Annotated in this window: 20 protein-coding genes; 1 reads left to right on the top strand and 19 read right to left on the bottom strand. The window is 71.4% G+C overall.

Annotated features, from left to right (window positions below; translation table 11 throughout):
• Nucleotides 1-12 precede the first annotated feature (12 nt).
• Nucleotides 13-2,796 (bottom strand): preprotein translocase subunit SecA, encoded by a 2,784-nt coding sequence (secA, locus tag M6I34_RS09660; protein ID WP_272486648.1) that lies wholly within the window; start codon nt 2,794-2,796, stop codon nt 13-15.
• 138 nt (nt 2,797-2,934) lie between these two features.
• Between secA and M6I34_RS09665 the strand changes: the two genes are divergently transcribed.
• Nucleotides 2,935-3,414 (top strand): DciA family protein, encoded by a 480-nt coding sequence (locus M6I34_RS09665; RefSeq protein ID WP_272485477.1) that lies wholly within the window; start codon nt 2,935-2,937, stop codon nt 3,412-3,414.
• Here M6I34_RS09665 and M6I34_RS09670 read toward each other — a convergent pair.
• The 18 genes from M6I34_RS09670 to mraZ all read right to left on the bottom strand — a co-directional run bounded on the left by M6I34_RS09670 (nt 3,389) and on the right by mraZ (nt 22,819).
• A complete protein-coding gene (locus M6I34_RS09670) occupies nt 3,389-3,571 on the bottom strand; it encodes a hypothetical protein (RefSeq protein WP_272485478.1) in 183 nt (60 codons plus the stop codon). The two genes, M6I34_RS09665 and M6I34_RS09670, sit on opposite strands and share 26 nt — an antisense overlap.
• 18 nt (nt 3,572-3,589) lie before the next feature.
• Nucleotides 3,590-4,519 carry a UDP-3-O-acyl-N-acetylglucosamine deacetylase gene (lpxC, locus tag M6I34_RS09675; protein WP_272485479.1) on the bottom strand — a complete coding sequence of 310 codons (930 nt, stop codon included), beginning with the start codon at nt 4,517-4,519 and terminating at the stop codon, nt 3,590-3,592.
• 43 nt (nt 4,520-4,562) lie between these two features.
• Entirely contained in the window at nt 4,563-5,066 is a 504-nt protein-coding gene (locus M6I34_RS09680; RefSeq protein ID WP_272485480.1) for a peroxiredoxin, read from the bottom strand.
• A gap of 243 nt (nt 5,067-5,309) precedes the next feature.
• Nucleotides 5,310-6,467 carry a cell division protein FtsZ gene (gene ftsZ, locus M6I34_RS09685; RefSeq protein ID WP_272485481.1) on the bottom strand — a complete coding sequence of 386 codons (1,158 nt, stop codon included), beginning with the start codon at nt 6,465-6,467 and terminating at the stop codon, nt 5,310-5,312.
• A gap of 140 nt (nt 6,468-6,607) precedes the next feature.
• On the bottom strand, nt 6,608-7,840 hold the full coding sequence (gene ftsA, locus M6I34_RS09690; RefSeq protein ID WP_272485482.1) for a cell division protein FtsA: 1,233 nt from the start codon (nt 7,838-7,840) through the stop codon (nt 6,608-6,610).
• A 97-nt stretch (nt 7,841-7,937) separates the two neighbouring features.
• Entirely contained in the window at nt 7,938-8,792 is an 855-nt protein-coding gene (locus tag M6I34_RS09695) for a cell division protein FtsQ/DivIB (protein ID WP_272485483.1), read from the bottom strand.
• On the bottom strand, nt 8,789-9,721 hold the full coding sequence (locus M6I34_RS09700) for a D-alanine--D-alanine ligase (protein WP_272486649.1): 933 nt from the start codon (nt 9,719-9,721) through the stop codon (nt 8,789-8,791). The genes M6I34_RS09695 and M6I34_RS09700 overlap by 4 nt, the downstream gene beginning before the upstream one ends.
• Before the next feature lie 32 nt (nt 9,722-9,753).
• The gene (murC, locus tag M6I34_RS09705; protein WP_272485484.1) at nt 9,754-11,157 is read right to left on the bottom strand and encodes a UDP-N-acetylmuramate--L-alanine ligase; all 1,404 of its coding nucleotides are present in this window, start codon (nt 11,155-11,157) and stop codon (nt 9,754-9,756) included.
• Nucleotides 11,154-12,221: an undecaprenyldiphospho-muramoylpentapeptide beta-N-acetylglucosaminyltransferase gene (murG, locus tag M6I34_RS09710; protein WP_272485485.1), complete on the bottom strand. Its 1,068-nt coding sequence runs from the start codon at nt 12,219-12,221 to the stop codon at nt 11,154-11,156. The genes murC and murG overlap by 4 nt, the downstream gene beginning before the upstream one ends.
• Nucleotides 12,222-12,318: 97 nt before the next feature.
• On the bottom strand, nt 12,319-13,629 hold the full coding sequence (gene ftsW / locus M6I34_RS09715; protein ID WP_418953549.1) for a putative lipid II flippase FtsW: 1,311 nt from the start codon (nt 13,627-13,629) through the stop codon (nt 12,319-12,321).
• Nucleotides 13,518-15,047, bottom strand: coding sequence for a UDP-N-acetylmuramoyl-L-alanine--D-glutamate ligase (murD, locus tag M6I34_RS09720; protein ID WP_336254505.1), 1,530 nt, complete (start codon nt 15,045-15,047; stop codon nt 13,518-13,520). The genes ftsW and murD overlap by 112 nt, the downstream gene beginning before the upstream one ends.
• A 7-nt stretch (nt 15,048-15,054) precedes the next feature.
• Nucleotides 15,055-16,224: a phospho-N-acetylmuramoyl-pentapeptide-transferase gene (gene mraY / locus M6I34_RS09725; protein ID WP_272485487.1), complete on the bottom strand. Its 1,170-nt coding sequence runs from the start codon at nt 16,222-16,224 to the stop codon at nt 15,055-15,057.
• Nucleotides 16,224-17,606: a UDP-N-acetylmuramoyl-tripeptide--D-alanyl-D-alanine ligase gene (locus M6I34_RS09730; protein WP_272485488.1), complete on the bottom strand. Its 1,383-nt coding sequence runs from the start codon at nt 17,604-17,606 to the stop codon at nt 16,224-16,226. Before M6I34_RS09730 ends, mraY begins: the two co-directional genes overlap by 1 nt.
• Nucleotides 17,599-19,137: a UDP-N-acetylmuramoyl-L-alanyl-D-glutamate--2,6-diaminopimelate ligase gene (locus M6I34_RS09735; protein ID WP_272485489.1), complete on the bottom strand. Its 1,539-nt coding sequence runs from the start codon at nt 19,135-19,137 to the stop codon at nt 17,599-17,601. Before M6I34_RS09735 ends, M6I34_RS09730 begins: the two co-directional genes overlap by 8 nt.
• Entirely contained in the window at nt 19,134-20,879 is a 1,746-nt protein-coding gene (locus tag M6I34_RS09740) for a peptidoglycan D,D-transpeptidase FtsI family protein (RefSeq protein ID WP_272485490.1), read from the bottom strand. Before M6I34_RS09740 ends, M6I34_RS09735 begins: the two co-directional genes overlap by 4 nt.
• Nucleotides 20,876-21,400, bottom strand: coding sequence for a cell division protein FtsL (gene ftsL, locus M6I34_RS09745; protein ID WP_272485491.1), 525 nt, complete (start codon nt 21,398-21,400; stop codon nt 20,876-20,878). Before ftsL ends, M6I34_RS09740 begins: the two co-directional genes overlap by 4 nt.
• 9 nt (nt 21,401-21,409) lie before the next feature.
• Entirely contained in the window at nt 21,410-22,387 is a 978-nt protein-coding gene (gene rsmH, locus M6I34_RS09750; RefSeq protein WP_418953507.1) for a 16S rRNA (cytosine(1402)-N(4))-methyltransferase RsmH, read from the bottom strand.
• 3 nt (nt 22,388-22,390) lie between these two features.
• Complete coding sequence (gene mraZ, locus M6I34_RS09755) at nt 22,391-22,819, bottom strand: division/cell wall cluster transcriptional repressor MraZ (RefSeq protein WP_272485493.1); 429 nt, start codon at nt 22,817-22,819, stop codon at nt 22,391-22,393.
• Nucleotides 22,820-23,072: the final 253 nt, after the last annotated feature.

Here is a 23,072-nt window from a genome sequence, read left to right on the forward strand (position 1 = left end):
ACTCCGGGACGATCAGGCGAGCCGGCCGTGGCACTGCTTGTACTTCTTGCCGGAACCGCAGGGGCAGGGATCGTTGCGGCCGATCTTGTCGCCGAAGCGGCGCACCGGCTGCTGGCCGGAAGGCTGCGACTCGGGGGCGTGCTGGACCGCGATCGCGACCGACTCCGGGTCGGCCTCCGCAGAGGCCGCGGCGGCCTGGCCGAAGTCGGCGTGCGTGTAGTTGACGTTGGAGTAGTGCGGCTGCACCGCCTCCTCGGCCTGCTCGACCTGCTCGGCGCTCTGGATCCGCACCGTCATCAGGATGCGCGTGACGTCGTCGCGGATGCGCTGCTGCATCAGGTTGAACAGCTCGAAGGCCTCGCGCTTGTATTCCTGCTTGGGGTTCTTCTGGGCATAGCCGCGCAGGTGGATGCCCTGGCGCAGGTAGTCGAGCGCCGACAGGTGCTCGCGCCAGTGCTGGTCGATGGTCTGCAGCAGGATCGAGCGCTCGAAGCCCGCGAAGGCCTCTTCGCCGACCAGCTCGACCTTGGCGCGATAGTGCGCATCGGCCGCCTTCAGCACCTCGGCGAGCAGGTCCTCGTCGGTGAGCTCGGGGCGCTCGGCCAGCATCTGCGTGAGCGGCGCCTCGATCTGCCAGTCGGTCTCGAGCAGCTTCTGCAGCCCGGCGACGTCCCATTGCTCCTCGACCGACTCCTCGGGCACGAACTGGCGGAACAGGGCGCCGAACACCGCGTGGCGCAGGTCGGTGATCCGCTCGGCGATGCCCTCGGACTCGAGCAGCGAGTTGCGGTCGGAATAGACGATCTTGCGCTGGTCGTTGGCGACGTCGTCGTACTCGAGCAGCTGCTTGCGGATGTCGAAGTTGCGCGCCTCGACCTTGCGCTGCGCCGACTCGATCGACCGGGTGACCATGCCGGCCTCGATCGCCTCGCCCTCGGGCAGCTTCAGCCGGTCCATGATCGCCTTCAGGCGGTCGCCGGCGAAGATCTTGAGCAGCGGGTCGTCCATCGACAGGTAGAACCGCGAGGAGCCCGGGTCGCCCTGCCGGCCGGAACGCCCGCGCAGCTGGTTGTCGATGCGGCGGGACTCGTGGCGCTCGGTGCCGATGATGTGCAGGCCACCGGCCGCGATCACCTGGTCGTGAAGCGCCTGCCACTCGCCGCGGATCTTGTCGATTCGCGCGGTCTTCTCGGCCTCTGGCAGGCTCTCGTCGTCGCGGATGTGGTCGATCTGCTTCTCGGCGTTGCCGCCCAGCACGATGTCGGTGCCGCGGCCGGCCATGTTGGTGGCGATGGTGATCGCCCGCGGCCGGCCGGCCTCGGCGACGATCGCCGCCTCGCGCTCGTGCTGCTTGGCATTGAGCACCTGGTGCGGCAGCTTCTTGGCGGCGAGCATGCCCGACAGCAGCTCCGAGTTCTCGATCGAGGTCGTGCCCACCAGCACGGGCTGGCCGCGCTCGTGGCAGTCCTCGATGTCGGCGAGGATCGCGTTGTACTTCTCGCCGGCGGTGCGGAAGACCTGGTCCTGGCGGTCCTGGCGGATCATCGGCCGGTGCGTCGGGATCACGATGGTTTCCAGGCCGTAGATCTCCTGGAACTCGTAGGCCTCGGTGTCGGCCGTTCCGGTCATGCCGGCCAGCTTGCCGTACATCCGGAAGTAGTTCTGGAAGGTGATCGACGCGAGCGTCTGGTTCTCGGCCTGGATCGCGACGCCTTCCTTGGCCTCGACCGCCTGGTGAAGGCCGTCGGACCAGCGCCGGCCCGGCATCAGCCGCCCGGTGAATTCGTCGACGATGACCACCTCGCCGTTCTGCACCACGTAGTGCTGGTCGCGGTGGAACAGCGTGTGCGCCCTCAGCGCGGCCATCAGGTGGTGCATCAGCCCGATGTTGGCCGGGTCGTACAGGCTGGCGCCGCCGCCCAGCATGCCCATCTGCGCGAGGATCTCCTCGGCCTTCTCGTGGCCGGCCTCGGACAGGTAGACCTGGTGCGCCTTGCGGTCGACCCAGTAGTGGCCGGGGGGATCGGGCTCGCCGGACTTCGGCTCGTGCGGCATCTCGGCCAGGAGCTTGGGCACCTGGTTGATCCGCACGTACATCTCGGTGTGGTCCTCGGCCTGCCCCGAGATGATCAGCGGCGTGCGCGCCTCGTCGATCAGGATCGAGTCGACCTCGTCGACGATCGCGTAATGCAGCCCTCGCTGCCGGCGGTCGCCGACCGAGTACTCCATGTTGTCGCGCAGGTAGTCGAAGCCGAACTCGTTGTTCGTGCCGTAGGTGATGTCGGCCGCGTAGGCCTCTTTCTTGTCGGCGGTGGCCTGCTGCGACAGGATCGTGCCGACCGACATGCCGAGGAAACGGTAGAGCCGCCCCATCCACTCGGCGTCCCGGCTGGCGAGGTAGTCGTTCACCGTGACCACGTGCACGCCCTTGCCGGCCAGCGCGTTCAGGTACACCGCCAGGGTGGCGGTCAGCGTCTTGCCCTCGCCGGTGCGCATCTCGGCGATCTTGCCCGAGTGCAGCACCATGCCGCCGATCAGCTGCACGTCGAAGTGGCGCATACCGAGCACGCGCCGCGCCGCCTCGCGGCAGACCGCGAAGGCCTCGGGAAGCAGCGCGTCGACGGTTTCGCCGTTGGCGACGCGCTGGCGGAACTCGACGGTCTTGGCGGCGAGCTGCTCGTCGCTCAGCGCGGTGAGCGAGGGCTCCAGCGCGTTGATCTGGGCAACGGTCTTGCGATACCCCTTCAGCATCCGCTGGTTGCGGCTGCCGAAGATCCGGGTGAGGAATTTCTGGATCATCGGGTCTCGGGCGGTCGCGGCCTGCTCGCGAATGCGGCGGACGGACCGACGGGTAGATTAACCGGTGGAGTCTAGCACGCGACCTCGGGCGGCCCGGGCCCGTGCTATCGTCCGTCCGACCGAGGTTCCGCCCGCATGCAGCACGCCTTCCGACCCGGGTCTTCCCGGCCGATCCAGACCTTGCTGGACAGCGATCCGGCGCTGCGCCAGCTCGCCCGGCAGGTCGAGGACCTGGTCGCCCTGCAGCGCGCCCTGCAGGAGGCCAGCGCCGGCGCGCCGGTCACCGTTTCGGGACTCGCCGGCGGCACGCTGACCGTGGTGGTGCCCAGCGCTGCCTGGGCCACGCGCCTGCGCCAGAGCGAGCCTTCGCTGCTGGCCGCGCTGGCGCGCCAGGGAATGCGGGTGGAAAGACTGAAGATCCGGCCGCAGCGCCAGGCAAGGGCGGCGGCGCCGGCCGCGCCGCCGAAGGCGCCGGTGCCGGCCGGCGCGCTGGCCGCGCTCGATGCGCTCCGGGCCGGGGTGGGCCCGTCGCCGCTGCAGGAAGCGCTCGACCGGCTGATCGCCCGCCACCGAGGCTCGAGCCCGGCGCTCAGGCCTGGAGGCGCTCGACGATGACGATGCCGAAGAAGACGACCGCCAGCACGACCGTGAGCTTCAGCGCCAGCAGGCCGCGACGCAGCCAGACCCGGTCGCGGGTCAGGAGCCAGGCCAGCGCGCACAGCGCCACCGCGCCGAAGCCGACCAGCGCGAGGATGCGCAGCGCGACCATCATCGGGCAGCCCCGCGCCGCTCAGGCGTGAGCCCAGTCGAGGGCGAAGAACTTCGGCGCCTCGCGGCGCTCGGAGAAGCTGACGATCTCCCAGGCCTCGCGGCGCCCGAGCAGCGCGCGCAGCAACTGGTTGTTCAGCGCGTGGCCCGACTTGTGGGCGGTGTACGAGGCCAGCAGCGGATGGCCGACGAGGTACAGGTCGCCGATCGCGTCGAGGATCTTGTGCTTGACGAACTCGTCGCCGAAGCGCAGGCCGTCGGCATTCAGCACGCGGTACTCGTCCATGACGATCGCGTTGCCGAAGCTGCCCCCCTTGGCCAGGCCGTGGGCGCGCAGGTACTCGACGTCCTGCATGAAGCCGAAGGTGCGGGCGCGCGCGACGTCGCGCACGTAGGAGGTCTCGGCGAAGTCGACCTCGACCTCCTGGACGGTGGCGTCGATCGCCGGGTGGCCGAACTCGATCGAGAACCGGAGCCGGAAGCCGAAGTGCGGCTCGAGCCGCGCCCATTTGTCGCCTTCGCGGACCTCGACCGGCTCGAGCACGCGGATGAACTTCTTGGCCGCCGCCTGCTCGACGATGCCGGCCGACTGGACCAGGAACACGAAGGAGCCTGCCGAGCCGTCGAGGATCGGGATCTCGCCGGCGGTGACGTCGACGTAGAGATTGTCGATGCCGAGCCCGGCCAGCGCCGACATCAGGTGCTCGACGGTGGCCACGCGGACCTGCGCGGCGTCGCCGGCATCGCCGGCGGTGAGCGTCGAGGCCATCCGGGTGTCGGTGACCCGCGACGCCTCGCTGCGGATCTCGACCGGCGGATCGAGGTCGACCCGCCGGAAGACGATGCCGGTGTCCACGGCCGCGGGGCGCAGCACGAGCTCGACCCGCTCGCCCGAGTGCAGGCCTACGCCGGTGGTTCGCACCAGCGAGCGGATCGTGCGTTGTCGCATCATGGCCCTGGCGGTTGCGGCAGCGGGTGGCGCGGGCGCGGCGCGATCAGAGGCGCGCCAGCATGGCGTCGGCGCTCGATACCTCGAACTTGCCGGGCGCCTCGACGTCGAGCGACTTGACCACGCCGTCCTCGACCAGCATCGCGTAGCGCTGCGAGCGCACGCCCAGGCCGCGGGCCGACAGGTCGAGCTCGAGACCGATCGCCCTGGTGAACTCGCCGCTGCCGTCGGCCATCATGCGGACCTTGCCGCCGCACTGCTGGTCGCGGCCCCAGGCGCCCATCACGAACGCGTCGTTGACCGACACGCACCAGATCTCGTCGACACCCTTCGCCTTCAGCGCGTCGTGCTGCTTCAGGTAGCCCGGCACGTGCTGGGCCGAGCAGGTGGGCGTGTAGGCGCCGGGCAGGCCGAAGACGACGATCTTCTTGCCGCGAACCAGGTCCGAGACCTTGAACGCGTTCGGGCCGATCGAGCAGCCGTTGCCCTCGACTTCGATGAATTCGTGCAGCGTGGCTTCCGGCAGCTTGTCGCCGACCTTGATCGTCATGACGGAACTCCGTGGTGGGTTGTGGAACCCTTCATTTTATGACTTCGCGCCCCGCAACGCAGGCGCCCGGCCGTCTTGCCCCTTCGATCGGAGTGGGCAAGGCGGCCGGGCGCCGCCGCGACGGGGCGCCCGACACCCTCGCCCGCCCGCGGAGGCCACGCGGGCGGGCGTCGGGAAGCGGTCCTGCGCGGACCCGCTTCGCCGGCGCGGGGAAACCGGCGAACCGGGGCGCGCGGCCCTGGCTCAGTCGGCCTGCTTGCGCAGGAAGGCCGGGATGTCGAAGCGCTCGACGCCGCTGTCCTCGAGCGCTTGCACCTGGGCCACCGCCGAAGCGCGGCCGCTGCGCCACACGGTCGGCTGGTCGAGCTGGCCGTAGTTCGGCCCGGACGCGACCGCGTTGTCGGTGCCGGTGCGCAGTTGCGACTGCGGCACCAGCACGGGCTTGGCCGCGCGCTTGCCGATGCCGGTGGCGACCACGGTCACGCGCAGGCGGTCTTCCATGCCTTCGTCGAACACGGTGCCGTGGATGATCGTCGCGTCCTCGGCGCAGAAGGCCTTGATCGTGTTGATGACGTCGTTGGTCTCCTTGAGCTTCAGGCTGCGGTTGGCGGTGATGTTGACGATCACGCCGCGCGCGCCCTGCAGGTCGACGCCGTCGAGCAGCGGCGAGGCCACCGCCTGCTCGGCGGCGATCCGGGCGCGGTCGAGGCCGGCGGCCTCGCCGATCCCCATCATCGCCTTGCCCTGCTCGCCCATCACGGTGCGGACGTCGGCGAAGTCGACGTTGACCAGGCCCGGGATGTTGATGATCTCGGCGATGCCGGCCACCGCGTTGTGCAGCACGTCGTCGGCGCGCCGGAACGCGTCCTCGAGGCTGGCGTCGTCGTCCATCACCTCGAACAGCTTCTGGTTGAGCACGACGATCAGCGAGTCGACGTGATCGACGAGCTGGTCGATGCCCTGCTCGGCGATCTGCATCTTCTTCGCGCCCTCGAACTCGAATGGCTTGGTGACGACGCCGACCGTCAGCACGCCGAGCTCCTTGGCCACCTCCGCCACGATCGGCGAGGCGCCGGTGCCGGTGCCCTTGCCCATGCCCGCGGTGAGGAACACCATGTTGGCGCCCTGCAGCGCGGCGCGGATCTCGTCGCGCATCGCGTCGGCCGCCGCCCGTCCGGCCTCGGGCCGCGCGCCCGCGCCCAGGCCCTGGTCGCCCAGCTGGATCGTGCGCTCGGCGAGCGAGCGGCGCAGCGCCTGCTTGTCGGTGTTCAGCGCGATGAACTCGACGCCCTGCACGCCGCGGTTGATCATGTGGTTGACGGCGTTGCCGCCGGCACCACCGACGCCGATCACCTTGATCACGGCGCCTTCCACTTCGTTCTCGATCATTTCAAAGCTCATCGTCTTGGCCTCCAGGATGGTGAGGCGGCAGGTCGGGGAAGCCGGGCCGGATTCCGGCGCGCGCCCCCGCAGGCGCGGCCTCTCGGCCCCGCCTCCCCTTCATGCCGCCCCGGTGCGAAAAACACGGGGTCTTCGGAAAGTCAGAAATTCCCAAGGAACCACTCCTTCATGCGTCGCAGCGTTTCCTTGAACGAACCGGACTGCTCGGCCACCTTGCGGCCGCGCAGCCTCTGAATCCGGGCTTCCTCGAGCAGGCCGACCGCGGTCGAGTAGCGCGGCGAGCGCACCACGTCGGCCAGGCCGCCGCTGTAGGCCGGCATGCCGATGCGCACCGGCTTCAGGAAGATGTCCTCGGCGAGCTCGACCATGCCGGGCAGCAGGCTGGTGCCGCCGGTGAGCACCACGCCCGACGACAGCAGTTCCTCGTAGCCGGACTCGCGGATCACCTGCTGCACCAGCGAGAAGAGCTCCTCGACGCGCGGCTCGATGACGGCCGCCAGCGCCTGGCGCGACAGCGTGCGCGGGCTGCGGTCGCCCAGCCCGGGCACCTCGATCTTCGCGTTCGGATCGGCCAGCGCCTGCTTGGCGATGCCCGAGCGCAGCTTGATCTCCTCGGCCTCGGGGGTCGGCGTGCGCAGCGCCATCGCGACGTCGTTGGTGATCTGGTCGCCGGCGATCGGGATCACCGCGGTGTGGCGGATCGCCCCGCCGGTGAAGATCGCGATGTCGGTCGTGCCGCCGCCGATGTCGACCAGCGCGACGCCGAGCTCCTTCTCGTCCTGCGTGAGGATCGCCATGCTGGAGGCCAGCGGCTGCAGGATCAGGTCCTGCACCTCGAGCCCGCAGCGGCGCACGCACTTGACGATGTTCTGCGCCGCCGACACCGCGCCGGTCACGATGTGGACCTTGACCTCGAGCCGCACCCCGCTCATGCCGATCGGCTCGCGGATGTCCTCCTGGCCGTCGATGATGAACTCCTGCGGCAGCACGTGCAGGATCTGCTGGTCGGTCGGGATGTTGACCGCCTTCGCGGTCTCGATCACCCGCGCCATGTCGGCCTCGGTGACCTCCTTGTCCTTGATCGCGACCATGCCGCTCGAGTTGAACGAGCGGATGTGGCTGCCCGCGATGCCGGTGTAGACCGTGCGGATCTTGCAGTCCGCCATCAGTTCGGCTTCCTCGAGCGCGCGCTGGATCGAGGCGACGGTGCTCTCGATGTTCACCACCACGCCCTTCTTCAGGCCCTTCGAGTCGTGCTGGCCCAGCCCGACTATCTCGTAGTGGCCGTCGCCGCGCATCTCCGCGACGATCGCCACGATCTTCGAGGTGCCGATGTCGAGCCCGACGATCAGGTCCTTCGCGTCTCTGGTCATGCTCCGGTCCCGACTGCGTTGATGCCTGCCTTCATCCCTGCTTCCATCCCGCTCATTTGCCCGCCGCGGCGCGGCGCCTCCGTTTGCTGCCCGACCCTCATCGCCCGCGCTCCTGCCCGCGAGTCTCCTGCCTGCGCGACTCCTGCCCGCGACGCTCCTGCCCCCTGGCCGCCTTGCCCGCCGCCTGCGCGTCGGGATCGCCCGACTCCTCGAGCATCGCCAGCGAGCGCATCGCGAACCCGTTCGGATAGCGCAGGTCGATCACCTCGGCGCGGCGCTGGAGCTCGGCCATCGCCTGCGGATAGGTCTCGACCCAGCGCGCGAGCCGCCGGTCGATCGGCATGCCCTGCTCGCGGCCGAGCAACAGCGTCGTGCCGTCGGAGAGCTTCAGCGTCCAGGCGTGACGGTCGGACAGCGACACGGCCACCGGCTCCACGCCGAGCGGCGCCACGACCTGGCGCAGCTCGGCCCAGCGGCGCGCGACCTGCACCTCGGTGCCCGGCGGCCCCGAGAACTGCGGCAGGGGCCCGCTCTCCTCGGCCTCGCCGAGGTTGGCCGAGAACAGCTCGCCGAAGGTGTTGACCAGCCGGCCGTCGCCCCACAGCGCGAGCGGCCGGTGCTCCTCGATCTCGACGAGCAGCCCGTCGGGCCAGACGCGCCTCACGCTCGCCTTGCGCACCCAGGGGACCGTCTCGAGGAGCGCCCGGACGTCGGCCAGGCTGGTTGCGAAGAAGTTCCCCCGGACGCCGCGCACGACCGTGGCGCGGAGCACGGCGTCGGGCACGTGACGCAGCGTCTCGCCCGGCGCGGGCTCGATCTCGACGGCCCGAAGCGTGAACACCGGCCGCTGGGAAACCCACCAGAACGCGGCGCCGAGGCAGGCGGCGAGCACGAGCCCGAACATCAGGTTCGCGAGCGTGTTCAGCAGGCGGGCGTCTTGCCAGGGATTCACCGGCCGCCCCCGATCTTCAGCGAGGCGCCGGCCAGGATCGCCAGGCACAGGTCCTCGTAGGACATGCCGACGGCGCGCGCGGCCATCGGCACCAGCGAGTGGCCGGTCATGCCGGGCGAGGTGTTCACCTCGAGCAGGAAGGGCTCCTGGTCGGCGTCGCGCAGCATCACGTCGACGCGGCCCCATCCCTCGCAGTTCAGCGCGCGGTAGGCGTCGAGCGCCAGCGACGCGATCCGGGCGGCGAGCGGCGCCGGCAGCTCGGCCGGGCAGACGTATCGGGTGTCGTCGCGGAAGTACTTGTTCTGGTAGTCGTAGTTGCCGGCCGGCGCGACGATCTCGATGACCGGCAGCGCGCGCGCCGACTCGCCGGAGCCGAGGATCGCCACGGTCAGCTCGCGGCCGGCGACGAACTCCTCGCAGAGCACCTCGTCGTCGTGGCGACGGGCGATCTCCCAGGCGACGGCCGCCTGGTCGGCCGAGGTCAGCTTCGTGAAGCCGATCGTGGAACCCTCGCGCGAGGGCTTGACCGCCATCGGCAGGCCGAAGCGGGCCGCGGCCTGCACGACGTCGGCCGCGCATCGCGCGACCGCGAAGCCCGGCGTGGACAGGCCGTGCGTGAGCCAGATCCGCTTCGTGAAGACCTTGTCCATCGCGATCGCCGAGGCCATCACGCCGCTGCCGGTGTACGGGATGCCGAGCAGCTCGAGCGCGCCCTGCACGGTGCCGTCCTCGCCATAGCGCCCGTGCAGCGCGATGAAGGCCCGCTCGAAGCCGTCGCGGCGCAGGTCGTCGAGCGCGCGCTCGGCCGGGTCGAACGGGTGCGCATCGACGCCGCGCCGGCGCAGCGCCTCGAGCACCCCCGCGCCCGACATCATCGAGACCTCGCGTTCGGCCGAGCGGCCGCCGAACAGCACGGCCACGCGGCCCATCGCGGCCGGGTCGACGGTCTTCGGATCGACGCTCACTGGCCTTCCTCCTGCTCGGCGATCTCCTTCAGGCGGGCCGGCACCGAGCCGATCGAGCCCGCGCCCATCGTGACCACCACGTCGCCGTCGCGCGCGACATCGAGGATGCTCCCGGGCATGTCGGCGACGTCCTCGACGAACACCGGCTCGACGCGGCCGCCGACGCGGATCGCGCGGGTCAGCGCGCGCCCGTCGGCCGCGACGATCGGCGCCTCGCCGGCCGGATAGACCTCGGCGAGCAGCAGCAGGTCCACCGTCGAGAGCACGCGGACGAAGTCCTCGAACAGGTCGCGGGTGCGGGTGTAGCGGTGAGGCTGGAAGGCGAGAACGATCCGCCGGCCCGGGAAGGCGCCGCGCGCCGCGGCCAGCGTCGCCTCCATCTCGGCCGGGTGGTGGCCGTAGTCGTCGACCAGCGTGAAGCGGCCGCCGTCGGCGCTCGCGAACTCGCCCCAGCGCTGGAAGCGCCGGCCCACGCCGCGGAACTCGGCGAGCGCGGACGCGATCGCCTCGTCGGCGACGCCGAGCTCGTCGGCCACCGCGATCGCGGCCAGCGCGTTGCGCACGTTGTGCTCGCCGGGCAGGTTCAGCAGCACCGGCAGCGGCCGCGCGTCCTCGCGCAGCAGCGTGAAGCGCATCCGGCCCGCGTCGGGGCGCACGTCGACCGCGCGGAAGCGCGCGCCCTCGGACAGGCCGTAGCCGAGCACCGGCTTGGAAACGAAGGGCAGGATCTCGCGCACCACCGGATCGTCGACGCAGAGCACCGCCGCGCCGTAGAACGGCAGGCGATGGGTGAAATCGACGAAGGCCTGCTTGAGCCGCGCGAAGTCGTGCCCGTAGGTCTCCATGTGGTCGGCGTCGATGTTCGTGATCACCGCGACCATCGGCGACAGGTTCAGGAACGAGGCGTCGGACTCGTCGGCCTCGACGACGATGTACTCGCCGGTGCCGAGCCTGGCGTTGGCGCCGGCGCTGTTCAGCCGGCCGCCGATCACGAAGGTCGGGTCCAGGCCGCCCGCCGCGAGAACCGACGCGACCAGGCTCGTCGTCGTCGTCTTGCCGTGCGTGCCGGCGATCGCCACGCCCTGCTTGAGCTTCATGAGCTCGGCCAGCATCAGCGCGCGCGGCACCACCGGCACGCGACGGCCCCGGGCCGCGATCACCTCGGGATTGTCGCCGCGCACCGCGGTGGACGTGACCACGCAATCGGCGCCGTCGATGTTGCCGGCCGCGTGACCGATCGCGATCGCGGCGCCGAGCGCCTCGAGCCTGCGCGTGGTGGCGCTGTCGGCCACGTCGGATCCGCTGATCCGGTAGCCCAGGTTCAGCAGCACCTCGGCGATGCCGCTCATGCCGGCGCCGCCGATGCCCACGAAATGGATGTGCTTGACCTTGTGCTTCATTTGTCCAGTGCGACCTCCTCGCAGGCGTCGGCCACGGCGGCCGCCGCATCGGGCCGCGCGAGCGCGCGGGCGCGCGCGGCCATCTGCGCGCAGGCGCCGCGGTCGAGCTCGCCCACGAGCGCCGCGAGCCGCGATGCGTCGAGCTGCGATTGCGGAAGAAGGCGCGCCGCGCCCTGCGACGACAGGTAGCGCGCGTTGGCGGTCTGGTGGTCGTCGACCGCGTGCGGGAATGGCACCAGGACGCTCGCGACCCCGGCGGCGGCGATCTCCGAGACGGTCATCGCGCCGGCCCGGCAGACCAGCAGGTCGGCCTCGCCGTAGGCGGTGGCCATGTCGTCGATGAACTCGACGACCTGCGCGTCGAGCCCGGCCTCGCGGTAGCGGCGCTCGACCTCGTCGCGGCGGCCGCGCCCGGTCTGGTGCACGACCTGCGGGCGGGCGGACGCGGGGAGCGCAGCGATCGCCGCGGGAACCGTCTCGTTGAGCACCTGCGCGCCGAGGCTGCCGCCGACGACCAGCAGCCGCAGCGGGCCGCTGCGGCCCGCATAGCGCAGCGCCGGATCGGCGAGGCCGGCCAGGTCGGCGCGGACCGGGTTGCCGCAGGTGCGCGCGCCGGGCAGCGCGCCCGGGAAGGCCTCGAGGCGCCGGTCCGCCACCTTCGCGAGCAGCCGGTTGGTCAGCCCCGCGACCGAGTTCTGTTCGTGCACGACGAGCGGCCGGCCGGTCAGCGAGGCCATCATGCCGCCGGGGAAGGCCACGTAGCCGCCCATGCCCAGCACGACGGCCGGACGGGCGGCGCGCAGCGCGCGCAGGCTCTGCCAGAAGGCGCGCAGCAGCACCGCCGGCAGCAAGAGCTTGGTCAGGAGGCCCTTGCCGCGCAGCCCGCCGATCGCGACCGGCCGCATCGGGATCCCGTGTTTGGGCACCAGCATGGCCTCCATGCCCGCCGGATTGCCCAGCCACTCGACCTTCCAGCCGCGCGTGCGCATCTCGGCGGCCACCGCGAGGCCGGGCATCACGTGGCCGCCGGTGCCGCCGGCCATGATCATGACGGTCCGGCTCATGCGGCACCCCGCAACGAACGGCGATTCTGGCTCCGGCCGCTCGCCTTGGCTCGCTTGACTTCGCTGCGCGAAGTCAGCCTGCACCGAAATCGAAAACTCATGCGGCACCCCGCATGAGTTTTCGATTTTCGAAGTCCACGCGCAGCAGGATCGCGATCGCCACGCAGTTCACCAGGATGCCCGAGCCGCCGTAGCTCATCAGCGGCAGCGTCAGCCCCTTGGTCGGCAGCAGGCCGGTGTTCACGCCCATGTTGATGAAGGCCTGGAAGCCGATCCACAGGCCGATGCCCTTGGCGACCATCCCCGCGTACACGCGGTCGAGCTTGATCGACTGACGGCCGATCTCGAACGCGCGGCGCGTGAGCCAGAAGAAGGCGACGATGATCGCCATGACCCCGACCAGGCCGAGTTCCTCGCCGATGACCGCCAGCAGGAAGTCGGTGTGCGCCTCGGGCAGGTAGTGCAGCTTCTCCACCGAACCGCCCAGGCCCACGCCGAAGAACTCGCCGCGCCCGAACGCGATCAGCGAGTGCGACAGCTGGTAGCCCTTGCCTAGCGCGTTGGCCTCGTCGAAAGGATCGAGGTAGGCGAAGATCCGCTCGCGGCGCCACGGCGACAGCGCGATCAGCGCCGAGAAGGTGACGCCCGCGATCACGACCAGGCCGGCGAACAGCTTGCCGCTCAGGCCGCCCAGGAACAGGACCCCCATCGCGATCCCGGCGATGACCACGAAGGCGCCCATGTCCGGCTGCAGCAGCAGCAGCAGGCCGACCAGCGCCACCGCGAAACCCATCGGAAGGAAGCCCTTCCTGACGGTCTGCATGTGGTCCTGCTTGCGCACCGTGTAGTCGGCCGCGTAGAGGACGACGAACAGCTTCATCAGCTCCGACGGCTGCAGGTTCAGCACGTAGAGCGACAGCCACCGGCGCGCGCCGTACACGACCTTGCCGACTCCGGGCACCAGGACGATCACCAGCAGGACCAGCCCGAACAGAAAGAGCCAGCCCGACCACGCCTGCCAGCGGTTCATCGGCACCGAGAAGGCGACGACCGCTGCCGCGAGGCCCACGCAGACGGCCAGCAGGTGACGGAGCAGGAAGTGAGTCGGCTGGTAGCGCGCGAAGCGCGGCGAATCGGGCAGCGCGATCGACGCCGAGTAGACCATCACCAGGCCGGTGAGCAGCAGCGCGCCGACGACCCACAGCATCGCGACGTCGACGCCGGGGGCGGCCGAGGACAGGCGGGTGCCGGCGCGGGCGCCGGCACCGCGCGCGGTCGGCCTCAGGCGCAGGCTGCTCAGCACGGCGCCTCCAGCGGATTGCCTCGTTCGGCCGCGATCTCGCCGACCGTCCTCGCGAAGACCTCGGCGCGATGCGCGTAGTCGCGGAACATGTCTAGGCTGGCGCAGGCCGGCGACAGCAGCACCGCATCGCCCGCCCGCGCGCCCTGCGCGGCCGCGCGCACCGCCGCAGGCAGGTCCGGGCAGTCGACCAGCGGCACGCCGCAGTGGGCGAGCGCCGCGCGCAGCCGGGGCGCGTCGCGCCCGATCAGCCACACGCCGGTGGCATGGTGGGCCACGGCCGGCGCGAGCGGCGCGAAGTCCTGGCCCTTGCCGTCGCCGCCCGCGATCAGCCGGCAGCGCTTGCCGAGCCCCTCGAGCGCTGCGACGGTGGCGCCCACGTTGGTGCCCTTGCTGTCGTCGTAGTACTCGACGTCGTCGACGACCGCGATCAGCTGGCAGCGGTGCGGCTCGCCTTCGTAGGCGCGCAGGCCGTGCAGCATCCGCGCCATCGGCACGCCGATCGCGGCGCACAGCGCCAGCGCGGCCAGCGCGTTCAACTGGTTGTGCAGGCCGCGGATGCGCAGCGCGTCGGCCGGCATCAGCCTGCGGACGGTGAAGGGCGGCGGCTCGCGCCGGCGGCGCCCCGCCGGCAGGTCGTCGACCGCGACCGCCTGGGCCAGCCAGGTCAGCGCGCCGTCGCGCACCAGGCCGAAGTCGCCGGCGCTTGCCGGCGCATCGGCGCCGAAGCTCGCCATGGGCTCGCGGTCGATCGCGGTCGCGGCATCGCCGCGGTTGCACACGGCCACCGTGCCGGGGGCGTAGATGCGCTTCTTGGCGGCGGCATAGCTCGCCATCGACGCGTGCCAGTCGAGATGGTCCTCGCTGACGTTCAGGATCGCGGCGGCATCGGGCTTGAAGCCGTCGGCCAGCGCAAGCTGGAAGCTGGACAGTTCGAGCACCCAGACCTGCGGCAGGTCGTCGGCGGCGATCGCCTCGCGCAGCGCGTCGAGCATGGCCGGGCGGATGTTCCCGGCCGCACGCACGCTGTAGCCGGCAGAGGCGCACAGGTGGGCGGCCAGCGCGGTCGTGGTCGTCTTGCCGTTGGTGCCGGTCACCGCGATCACCTTCGGCGAGTAGCCGCCCTCGCGCAGCTCCGCCAGCGCCTGCGCGAAGAGCTCGAGCTCGCCGGCGACCGGGATGCCGCGCTCGCGGGCGGCAGCGCGGAAGGCGGCGGACGCGCCGGTCTCGATCGACAGCCCCGGGCTCCAGGCCAGCAGCTCGACGCCGTCGAGCCAGGCCGGGTCGAAGTCGCCGCCGAGCACCTCGACGTCGCCGACCGCCTCGCGCAATTCCGCGAGCCGGGGCAGCCTGGCCGGGTCTCCGGCCCGCGTGTCCGCCACGCGCAGCACCGCGCCGCGGGCGGCCAGCCAGCGCGCCATCGCCAGGCCGGAATCGCCGAGCCCGAGGACCAGCGCGCGCCGGCCCGCGAGGTCGAACAGCCTCAGCTGGGAGTCGGCGCCGGTGGTCAGGGTCGCGTCGGTCATGCCGCCCTCACCGCAGCTTCAGCGTCGACAGGCCGAACAGCACCAGCATCATCGTGACGATCCAGAAACGCACGACGACCTGGCTCTCCTTGACGCCCCCGACCTCGAAGTGGTGGTGCAGCGGCGCCATCCGGAAGATCCGCCGGCCCTCGCCGTAGCGCCGCTTCGTGTACTTGAAGTAGCCGACCTGCAGCATCACCGACAGCGTCTCCACGACGAAGACGCCGCCCATGATGAACAGCACGATCTCCTGCCGGACGATGACCGCGACCGTGCCGAGCGCGCCGCCCAGCGCCAGCGCGCCCACGTCGCCCATGAACACCTGCGCGGGGTAGGCGTTGTACCAGAGGAAGGCGAGCCCGGCGCCGGCGATCGCCGCGCAGAAGACGGTGAGCTCGCCGGCGCCCGGGATGTGCGGGATCAGCAGGTACTTGGCGAAGACCGCGTTGCCGGTCACGTAGGCGAAGACGCCGAGCGCGGAACCGACCAGCACCGACGGCATGATCGCCAGGCCGTCGGCGCCGTCGGTCAGGTTCACCGCGTTGCTGGTGCCCACGATCACCAGGTAGGTCAGCACGATGAAGCCGATCACGCCGAGCGGGTAGGCGACGTTCTTGAAGAAGGGCACGATCAGGTCGGCCTGCGCCGGCAGGCTCGCCGTGAAGCCGCTCCCGACCCAGTCGACGAACAGCGACCAGGCCTGCGCGTTGGACTGGGCGGGCACCGCGAAGGCCAGCGCGATGGCAGCCACCAGCCCGATCGCCGACTGCCAGAAATACTTCTCCTTCGCCGACATGCCCTTCGGATCGCGGTGCACGACCTTGCGGTAGTCGTCGATCCAGCCGATCCAGCCGAAGCCCAGCGTGACGACCAGCACGATCCAGACGAAGCGGTTCGTCAGGTCGGCCCACAGCAGCGTGGCCGCCCCGATCGAGATCAGGATCAGCGCGCCGCCCATGGTCGGCGTGCCGGACTTGGTCAGGTGCGTCTGCGGGCCGTCGGTGCGCACCGCCTGGCCGATCTTCATCTCGGTGAGCTTGCGGATCAGCGAGGGGCCGAAGATCAGGCCGATCGCCATCGCGGTCAGCGCGGCCAGCACGGCGCGCAGCGTGATGTAGCCGAAGACCGAGAAGGCCCGGATGTCCTGCGCCAGCCATTGCGTGAGCTCGAGCAGCATCAGTGCGCCTCCGGTGGCGGCCCGCCGGCGAGCGCGGCGACGACGCGCTCCATCCGCATGAAGCGCGAGCCCTTTACCAGCACGGTGGCCGGCGGCACCGCCAGCTCGCGTGCCGCGGCGACCAGCGCGTCGACTTCGTCGAAGTGCGTGGCCGAGGGGCCGCAGGCCGCGACCGTCTCGCGGGTCGCGTCGCCGAGCGCGAGCAGCCGGTCGACGCCCCGCTCGCGGGCGTAGTCGCCGACCTCGCGATGGAAGCGGGGCCCTTCGTCGCCGACCTCGCCCATGTCGCCGAGCACCAGCACCCTGGGCGAAGGCAGCGCGGCCAGCACGTCGATCGCCGCGCGCACCGAATCGGGATTGGCGTTGTAGCTGTCGTCGATCAGCGTGGCGCCGCTGGCGGCGCGCAGCCGGGCGAGCCGGCCCACCGCGGGGCGGAAGCGCTCGAGCCCGCGCACGATCGCGTCGGCGCCGGCGCCGGCGGCGAGCGCGCAGGCGGCGGCGGCAAGCGCGTTGCGCACGTTGTGCGCGCCGTCGATCGCGAGCCGCACCGGGTAGGCCTGGCCGGCGATCGCGATCGTGAAGCCCTCGGGCCGCGCGCCGGCCTCGGCCGATACGGTGAAGCGCGCATGGTCCGCCGCATCGGCGCGCAGGCCGAACTCGAAGCACCGGCGCGAGCCGGCCAGCTCGCGCCAGACCGGCGTGTGCGGATCGTCGCCGGGGAACACCGCGATGCCGTCGGCCGGCAGCGCGGCGATCGACTGGCCGTTCTCGATCGCGGTCGCCTCGACGCTGCGCATGAACTCCTGGTGCTCGCGCTGCGCGTTGTTGACCAGCGAGACCGTCGGCGCCGCGATCTGCGACAGCCACGCGATCTCGCCCGGCCGGTTCATGCCGAGCTCGACGACGGCCGCGCGATGCGCGTCGCGCAGGCCGAACAGCGTCAGCGGCAAGCCTACGTCGTTGTTCAGGTTGCCCCGGGTGGCGAGCCGCGCCTTCTCTCCGAAGGCCTCGGCGAGGATCGCGGCGATCATTTCCTTGACGGTCGTCTTGCCGTTGCTGCCGGTGACCGCGACGAGCGGCAGCGTGAAGCGGCGGCGCCAGCCAGCCGCCAGCTCGCCGAGCGCGCGGCGGGCGTCGGGCACCCAGAGCACCGGGAGGGGCAGGCCCTCGACCCAGCGCTCGACGAGCACCGCCGCGGCGCCCGCCGCGCGGGCCCGGACCGCGAAGTCGTGGGCGTCGAAGCGCTCGCCGCGCAGCGCGACGAACAACTGGCCCGGCAGCAGGGCGCGCGTGTCGGTGCACACGCCGGTCACCCGGACCGCGGGGTCGCCGATCAGCCTGCCGGCCGAGAGCCAGTCGAGCGCCTGGCGCAGGTCAAACATCGGCGTGCTCCCCGGCGGACTCGCGCAGGCCCAGCAGCTCGCGCACGGTGTCGATGTCCGAGTAGGGGTGCCGCACGCCGGCGATCTCCTGGTAGTTCTCGTGCCCCTTGCCGGCCACCAGCACGACGTCGGCCGGCGACGCGATCGCCAGCGTGCGCGCGATCGCCTCGCGCCTGTCGAGCTCGGTGAGCCAGGGTTCGCGGGTCAGGCCCGCCCGGATGTCGGACGCGATGCGGAACGGCGTCTCGCTGCGCGGGTTGTCGCTGGTGATCACCACCCGGTCCGCGTTGCGCTCGGCCACCAGCCCCATCAGCGGCCGCTTGCCGGTATCGCGGTCGCCGCCGGCGCCGAACACGCACCACAGGTAACCCCCGCGCGCCGTGGCCACCGGCCGCAGCGCCTGCAGCACGCTCATCAGCGCGTCGGGGGTGTGGGCGTAGTCGACCACGACCAGCGGCGCGCCTGGCGCCTCGATCCGCTGCATGCGCCCGGGGATCGGCTGCAGCGAGTGGAGGCGGCGCATGGCCTCGTCGAAGGGCATGCCCAGCGCGATCCAGGTCGCGGCGACCGCGGTCGCGTTCACCACGTTGAAGCGGCCGAGGACCGAGAACTCGATCTGGGCGCGACCGTAGTCCCCGCCGATCGAGACGTCCATCGCGCTGGCGCCCTCGTTGATCTGCCAGGCGGACAGCTTCTTCCTGGCGCGCCAGCCGTGCTCGCCTGGCAACTGCCCGAACGCGACCGTCTGCACGCCTTCGGCGACCGTGTCGATCACGACCGGGGCGATCGGGTCGTCGCCATTGACGATCGCCACCCGCAGGCCCGGCCACGCGAACAGCCTGAGCTTCGCGCCGAGGTAGGCGCGCTCGTCGCCGTGGTAGTCGAGGTGATCGCGCGAGAAGTTCGTGAAGACCGCAACGTCGACCCTCAGGCCGTCGATCCGCCCCTGGTCGATGCCGATCGACGACGCCTCCATCGCCACGACCTCGACGCCCGCGTCGACGAAGGCCGCGAGCATGCGCTGCAGCGACAACGCGTCGGGCGTGGTGAGCCCGAAGGACTGCAGCGACGCGCCCGCTTCGCCGGGCTCGACGATGCCGCTGCCCAGCGTGCCGATCACCGCGGCCCGGCGGCCCCACTCTGCCATCCCGCGCGCGATCCACTGCGTGCAGCTGGTCTTGCCGTTGGTGCCGGTGACCGCGACGACCTTCAGGCGCGACGAAGGGTCGCCGTACCACTGCGCCGCCAGGCGCCCGGCCAGCGCGGCCAGGCCCTCGACTTCCAGGTGCGGCACGCCGGGCTCGCCGAACCCGCCGCCCGCCTCGCTCAGCACGGCGGCGGCGCCTGCCGCCACCGCGGCGCCGATGTGCCGGCGACCGTCGCCGACCCGCCCGGGCATCGCGACGAAGACGTCGCCGGGCCGCACCGCGCGGCTGTCGGCAACCAGCGCCGCCCCGGGCGCGACCGTGTCGCGCAGCCAGGCCACGAGGCCCTGCACCGGCGAGTCGCCTTCCTGGCGCGGATCGGTCACATGCTCTCCTTGACGGCCTCGGCCGGCAGCACCACCTGCGCGAGGGGCGCGTCGGGCGGGATGCGCAGCGCGCGCAGCGAGTCGCCGACGATGCGCGCGAAGATCGGCGCCGCGACGACGCCGCCGTAGTACTTGCCCGCCGAGGGCTCGTCGATCATCACCGCCACGACGATGCGCGGGTCGGAGGCCGGCGCGAAGCCCACGAACGACGAGATGTACTTGTTGACGTAGCGCCCGCCCTCCTGCTTGTGGGCCGTGCCGGTCTTGCCGGCGACCCGGTAGCCGGCGATCTGGGCGCGCGGGGCGGTGCCGCCGGGGCCGGCCGCGAGCTCGAGCATCCGCCGGACCGCCTTCGCGGTCTGCGGGCGGATCACCTGCTCGCCATGCGGCTTGCCGTCCACGCGGAAGATCGAGACCGGCATCAGGTCGCCGTCGCGCGCGAACACGCTGTAGGCGCGCGCGAGCTGCAGCAGCGACACCGACATGCCGTGCCCGTAGGACATCGTGGCCTGCTCGATCGGCTTCCAGGTGCGATAGGGCCGGACGCGGCCGGCGACCGCGCCCGGAAAGCCGACCCTGGGCGCCTGGCCGAAGCCGAGCGCCGCATAGAACTCCCACATCTTCTGGGCCGGCATGTCGAGCGCGAGCTTCGCGGTGCCGACGTTCGACGACTTCTGGATGACTTCCTCGAGCGTCAGCAGCCCGTGCTGGTGGGCGTCGCCGATCGTGTGCGAGCCGATCCGCATCCGCCCGGGCGCGGTGTCGATGACGGTGTCCGGGCGTGCCTTGCCGAGCTCGAGCGCCAGCGCCGCGGTGAACGGCTTCATGGTCGAGCCCGGCTCGAAGGTGTCGGTGAGCACCCGGTTGCGCAGCTGCGCGCCGGTCAGCTTGTCGCGCCGGTTCGGGTCGTAGGTCGGCCAGTTCGCGAGCGCCAGCACCTCGCCGGTCTTCACGTCGAGCACCACCGCCGCCCCGGCCTTGGCCTTGTGCTCGCGGACCGCCTCGCGGATCGCGTCGAAGGTCTGGAACTGGATCTTCGCGTCGATCGACAGCGCGAGGTCGCTGCCGTGGTGCGGCTCGCGGGTCGCGCCGACGTCCTCGATCACCCGGCCGAAGCGGTCGCGTATCACGCGCCGGCTGCCCGGCTGGCCGGCCAGCACGCCGTTCTTCGCGAGCTCGACGCCCTCCTGGCCGATGTCCTCGACGTTGGTGAATCCGACGATGTGGGCGATCGTCTCGCCCTCGGGATAGTGGCGCTTGTATTCGCGCTGCTGGTGAATGCCGGGAATGCCGAGCGCGGCGATCTTCTGCGCGACCTCCGGGTCGACCTGCCGGCGCAGGTAGACGAAGGTCCGGTCGCTGTCGGCGAGCTTGCGCTCGAGCTCGGATCGCTTCATCTGCAGCAGCTTCGCCAGCTCGGCGACTTGCCCTGGCGTCGCGTCAACGTCGTCGGGCGACGCCCAGACCGCGCGCGCGGGCAGGCTCGACGCCAGCACCACGCCGTTGCGGTCGAAGATCTTGCCGCGCGAGGCCGGCAGCTCGATCGTGCGCGCGTAGCGGGACTCGCCCTGCCGCTGCAGGAAGTCCTGCGAGAAGACCTGCAGCCAGACGGCCCGGGCAGCGAGCGCAACGAAGCCGACCGCCACGCAGAACATCACCAGCTGCGAGCGGTAGGCGGGCAGCCGGACCCGCAGCAGCGGGTTCGCGGCGAAGGGCACGTGACGACCGCGCCTGCGCGTCATCGGCGCTCCTCCCCGGCCGCGGCGCCCGCGGGCTGCTTGGAAACCGGCTTCGGCGCGGCGGCCGCCGGAGCCGCGCGGGCCGGTCCGGCCGAAGGGAGCGCCCGGGCCGACGCGGCCGAGGACGCCGGCCCGCGCTGCGCGCCGGCCTGGGCGGCGGGCCGGGCGCCGCCTGCCGCGGCAGCGCGAACGCCGCCGGGCTTGCCTCCGGCCGCCTTCTCGATCCACGGCTGGCTCAGGCTCACCGTGCGGGTCACCGGATCGAGGCTCAGGTGCAGCGTGCGGTCCGCCGGCACCGCCTGCATGCCGAGCTCGCGCCGCGCGCGGGCGTCGATCAGCGCGGAGGTGGCGAGCTCGGTCTGCTCGACCTGCAACTGGTTCCAGCGCACCTCGTGCGCGCCGGCGTTGGCCTGCGCCCGCTCGAGATCGATGAAGAGCTTGCGGGCGCGGTGCTGCGAGGTCACGAGTCCGAGCGCGCAGATCACGAGCAGGGCGGTCAGCATGAGGTTGAACCTGACGAGCATCGTCCGCGCTCAGAGCCGCTCGGCGACCCGCAGCACTGCCGAGCGGGCGCGCGGGTTGGCCGCGATCTCGCGATCGCCGGGCAGCACGCGCGCCACCGGGCGCAGGCGCGCGGCCGCCAGCGGCCGCGGCGCGCCGGTGACCGGGTCGCGCGGAGCGTCCCGGCCGGCCTCGTGTGCGATGAACTGCTTGACCATCCGATCCTCGAGCGAGTGGAAGCTGATCACCGCGAGCCGCCCGCCGGGCGACAGGCAGGCGACCGCGCGATCGAGCACTAGCGCGAGCTCCTCAAGCTCCTGATTGACGAGAATCCGTAGAGCCTGAAAGGTGCGAGTGGCCGGGTCCTTGCCCACCTCCGGCCGCTTCTGGCGCCGCCTGACGACACCAGCCACGAGTGCGGCAAGCTCTCCCGTCGTGCGGAGCGCGTCGTCGCCGGCGTCCCGGCGGCGAGCAACAATCGCCTGTGCAATCGGAACAGCAAACCGTTCTTCCCCATATTCCCTCACCACCTTTGCGATGTCCTGCTCGGACGCCTCGAGCAGCCACTGGCGGGCCGACACGCCCCGGGTCGGATCCATCCGCATGTCCAGCGGGCCGTCCGCGCGAAAGCTGAAACCGCGATGCGCCTCGTCGAGCTGGGGCGAGGAAACGCCGAGGTCGAGCAGGATGCCGTCGGCCGAGGCGATGCCGCGGGCGTCGAGCACCTCCCGGATCTCCGAGAAGCGGGCGTGATCGATCGAGAAGCGCGGATCGGTCCACGCGCGGCCGGCCGCGACGGCCGAAGGGTCGCGGTCGATCGCGACCAGCCTGCCGGCCGGCCCGAGCGCGCGCAGGATCGCCGCGCTGTGGCCGCCGCGCCCGAAGGTGCCGTCCACGTAGCGGCCATCGGGGCGGATCGCGAGCGCGCGCATGCAGGCATCGAGCAGGACCGGTTCGTGTCCGGAGTCCGGGGCCCGTTGTTCGCGCGGTTCATCGCCGGGCGCATTCACGGGTCAAAAATTGAAGTTCGCGAGGGCTTCGGGCATCCCGGCGGCGATCGCGGCCTTCTCCTTATCGGCCAGCGTCGCGGCATCCCAGATCTCGAAGTGGTTGCCCATGCCCAGCAGCATCACCTCCTTCGACAACGAGGCCGCGTTTCGCAACTCCGGGGAGATCAGGATGCGGCCGGTGCCGTCCATCTCGACGTCGCAGGCGCTGCCCAGAAAGATCCGGGTCCAGGCGCGCGCGGAGATCGGCAGCGCGGCGAGCCGCTCGCGCTGGGCCTCCCAGACCGGCCGGGGAAACAGCAGCAGGCAGCCGTCGGGATGGCGGGTGAGGGTCAGCTTGTGTTCACACTGGGCGCCGAGCGCGTCGCGATGCCGGGTCGGGACGGTCATCCGCCCTTTCGCATCGAGCAACAGCGCTGAACTTCCCTGGAACATGCCCTTCCGATCCGGCTGCGTGCGTGGGACGGCGCCCCACCGGAAGGGCTCCTCTCCCCACTAATCTGCACTTATTTGCACAAGTCACCACTTTACGGAAAAGGCTGCGGCATGGCAAGCCGAACCGGATGGAATTTTCCAGTCCTGACAAAGACTTAGCGAAATCTGCTGAAAAATGGCAAACGAACGAATTCGTCGCCCGATTAAGGACTTGGGCGACGAAGTGAATGTGCCTTGTGAAGAAAACGGAAAG

This window comes from Zeimonas sediminis, assembly GCF_023721795.1.
Classification (GTDB): domain Bacteria; phylum Pseudomonadota; class Gammaproteobacteria; order Burkholderiales; family Burkholderiaceae_E; genus Zeimonas; species Zeimonas sediminis.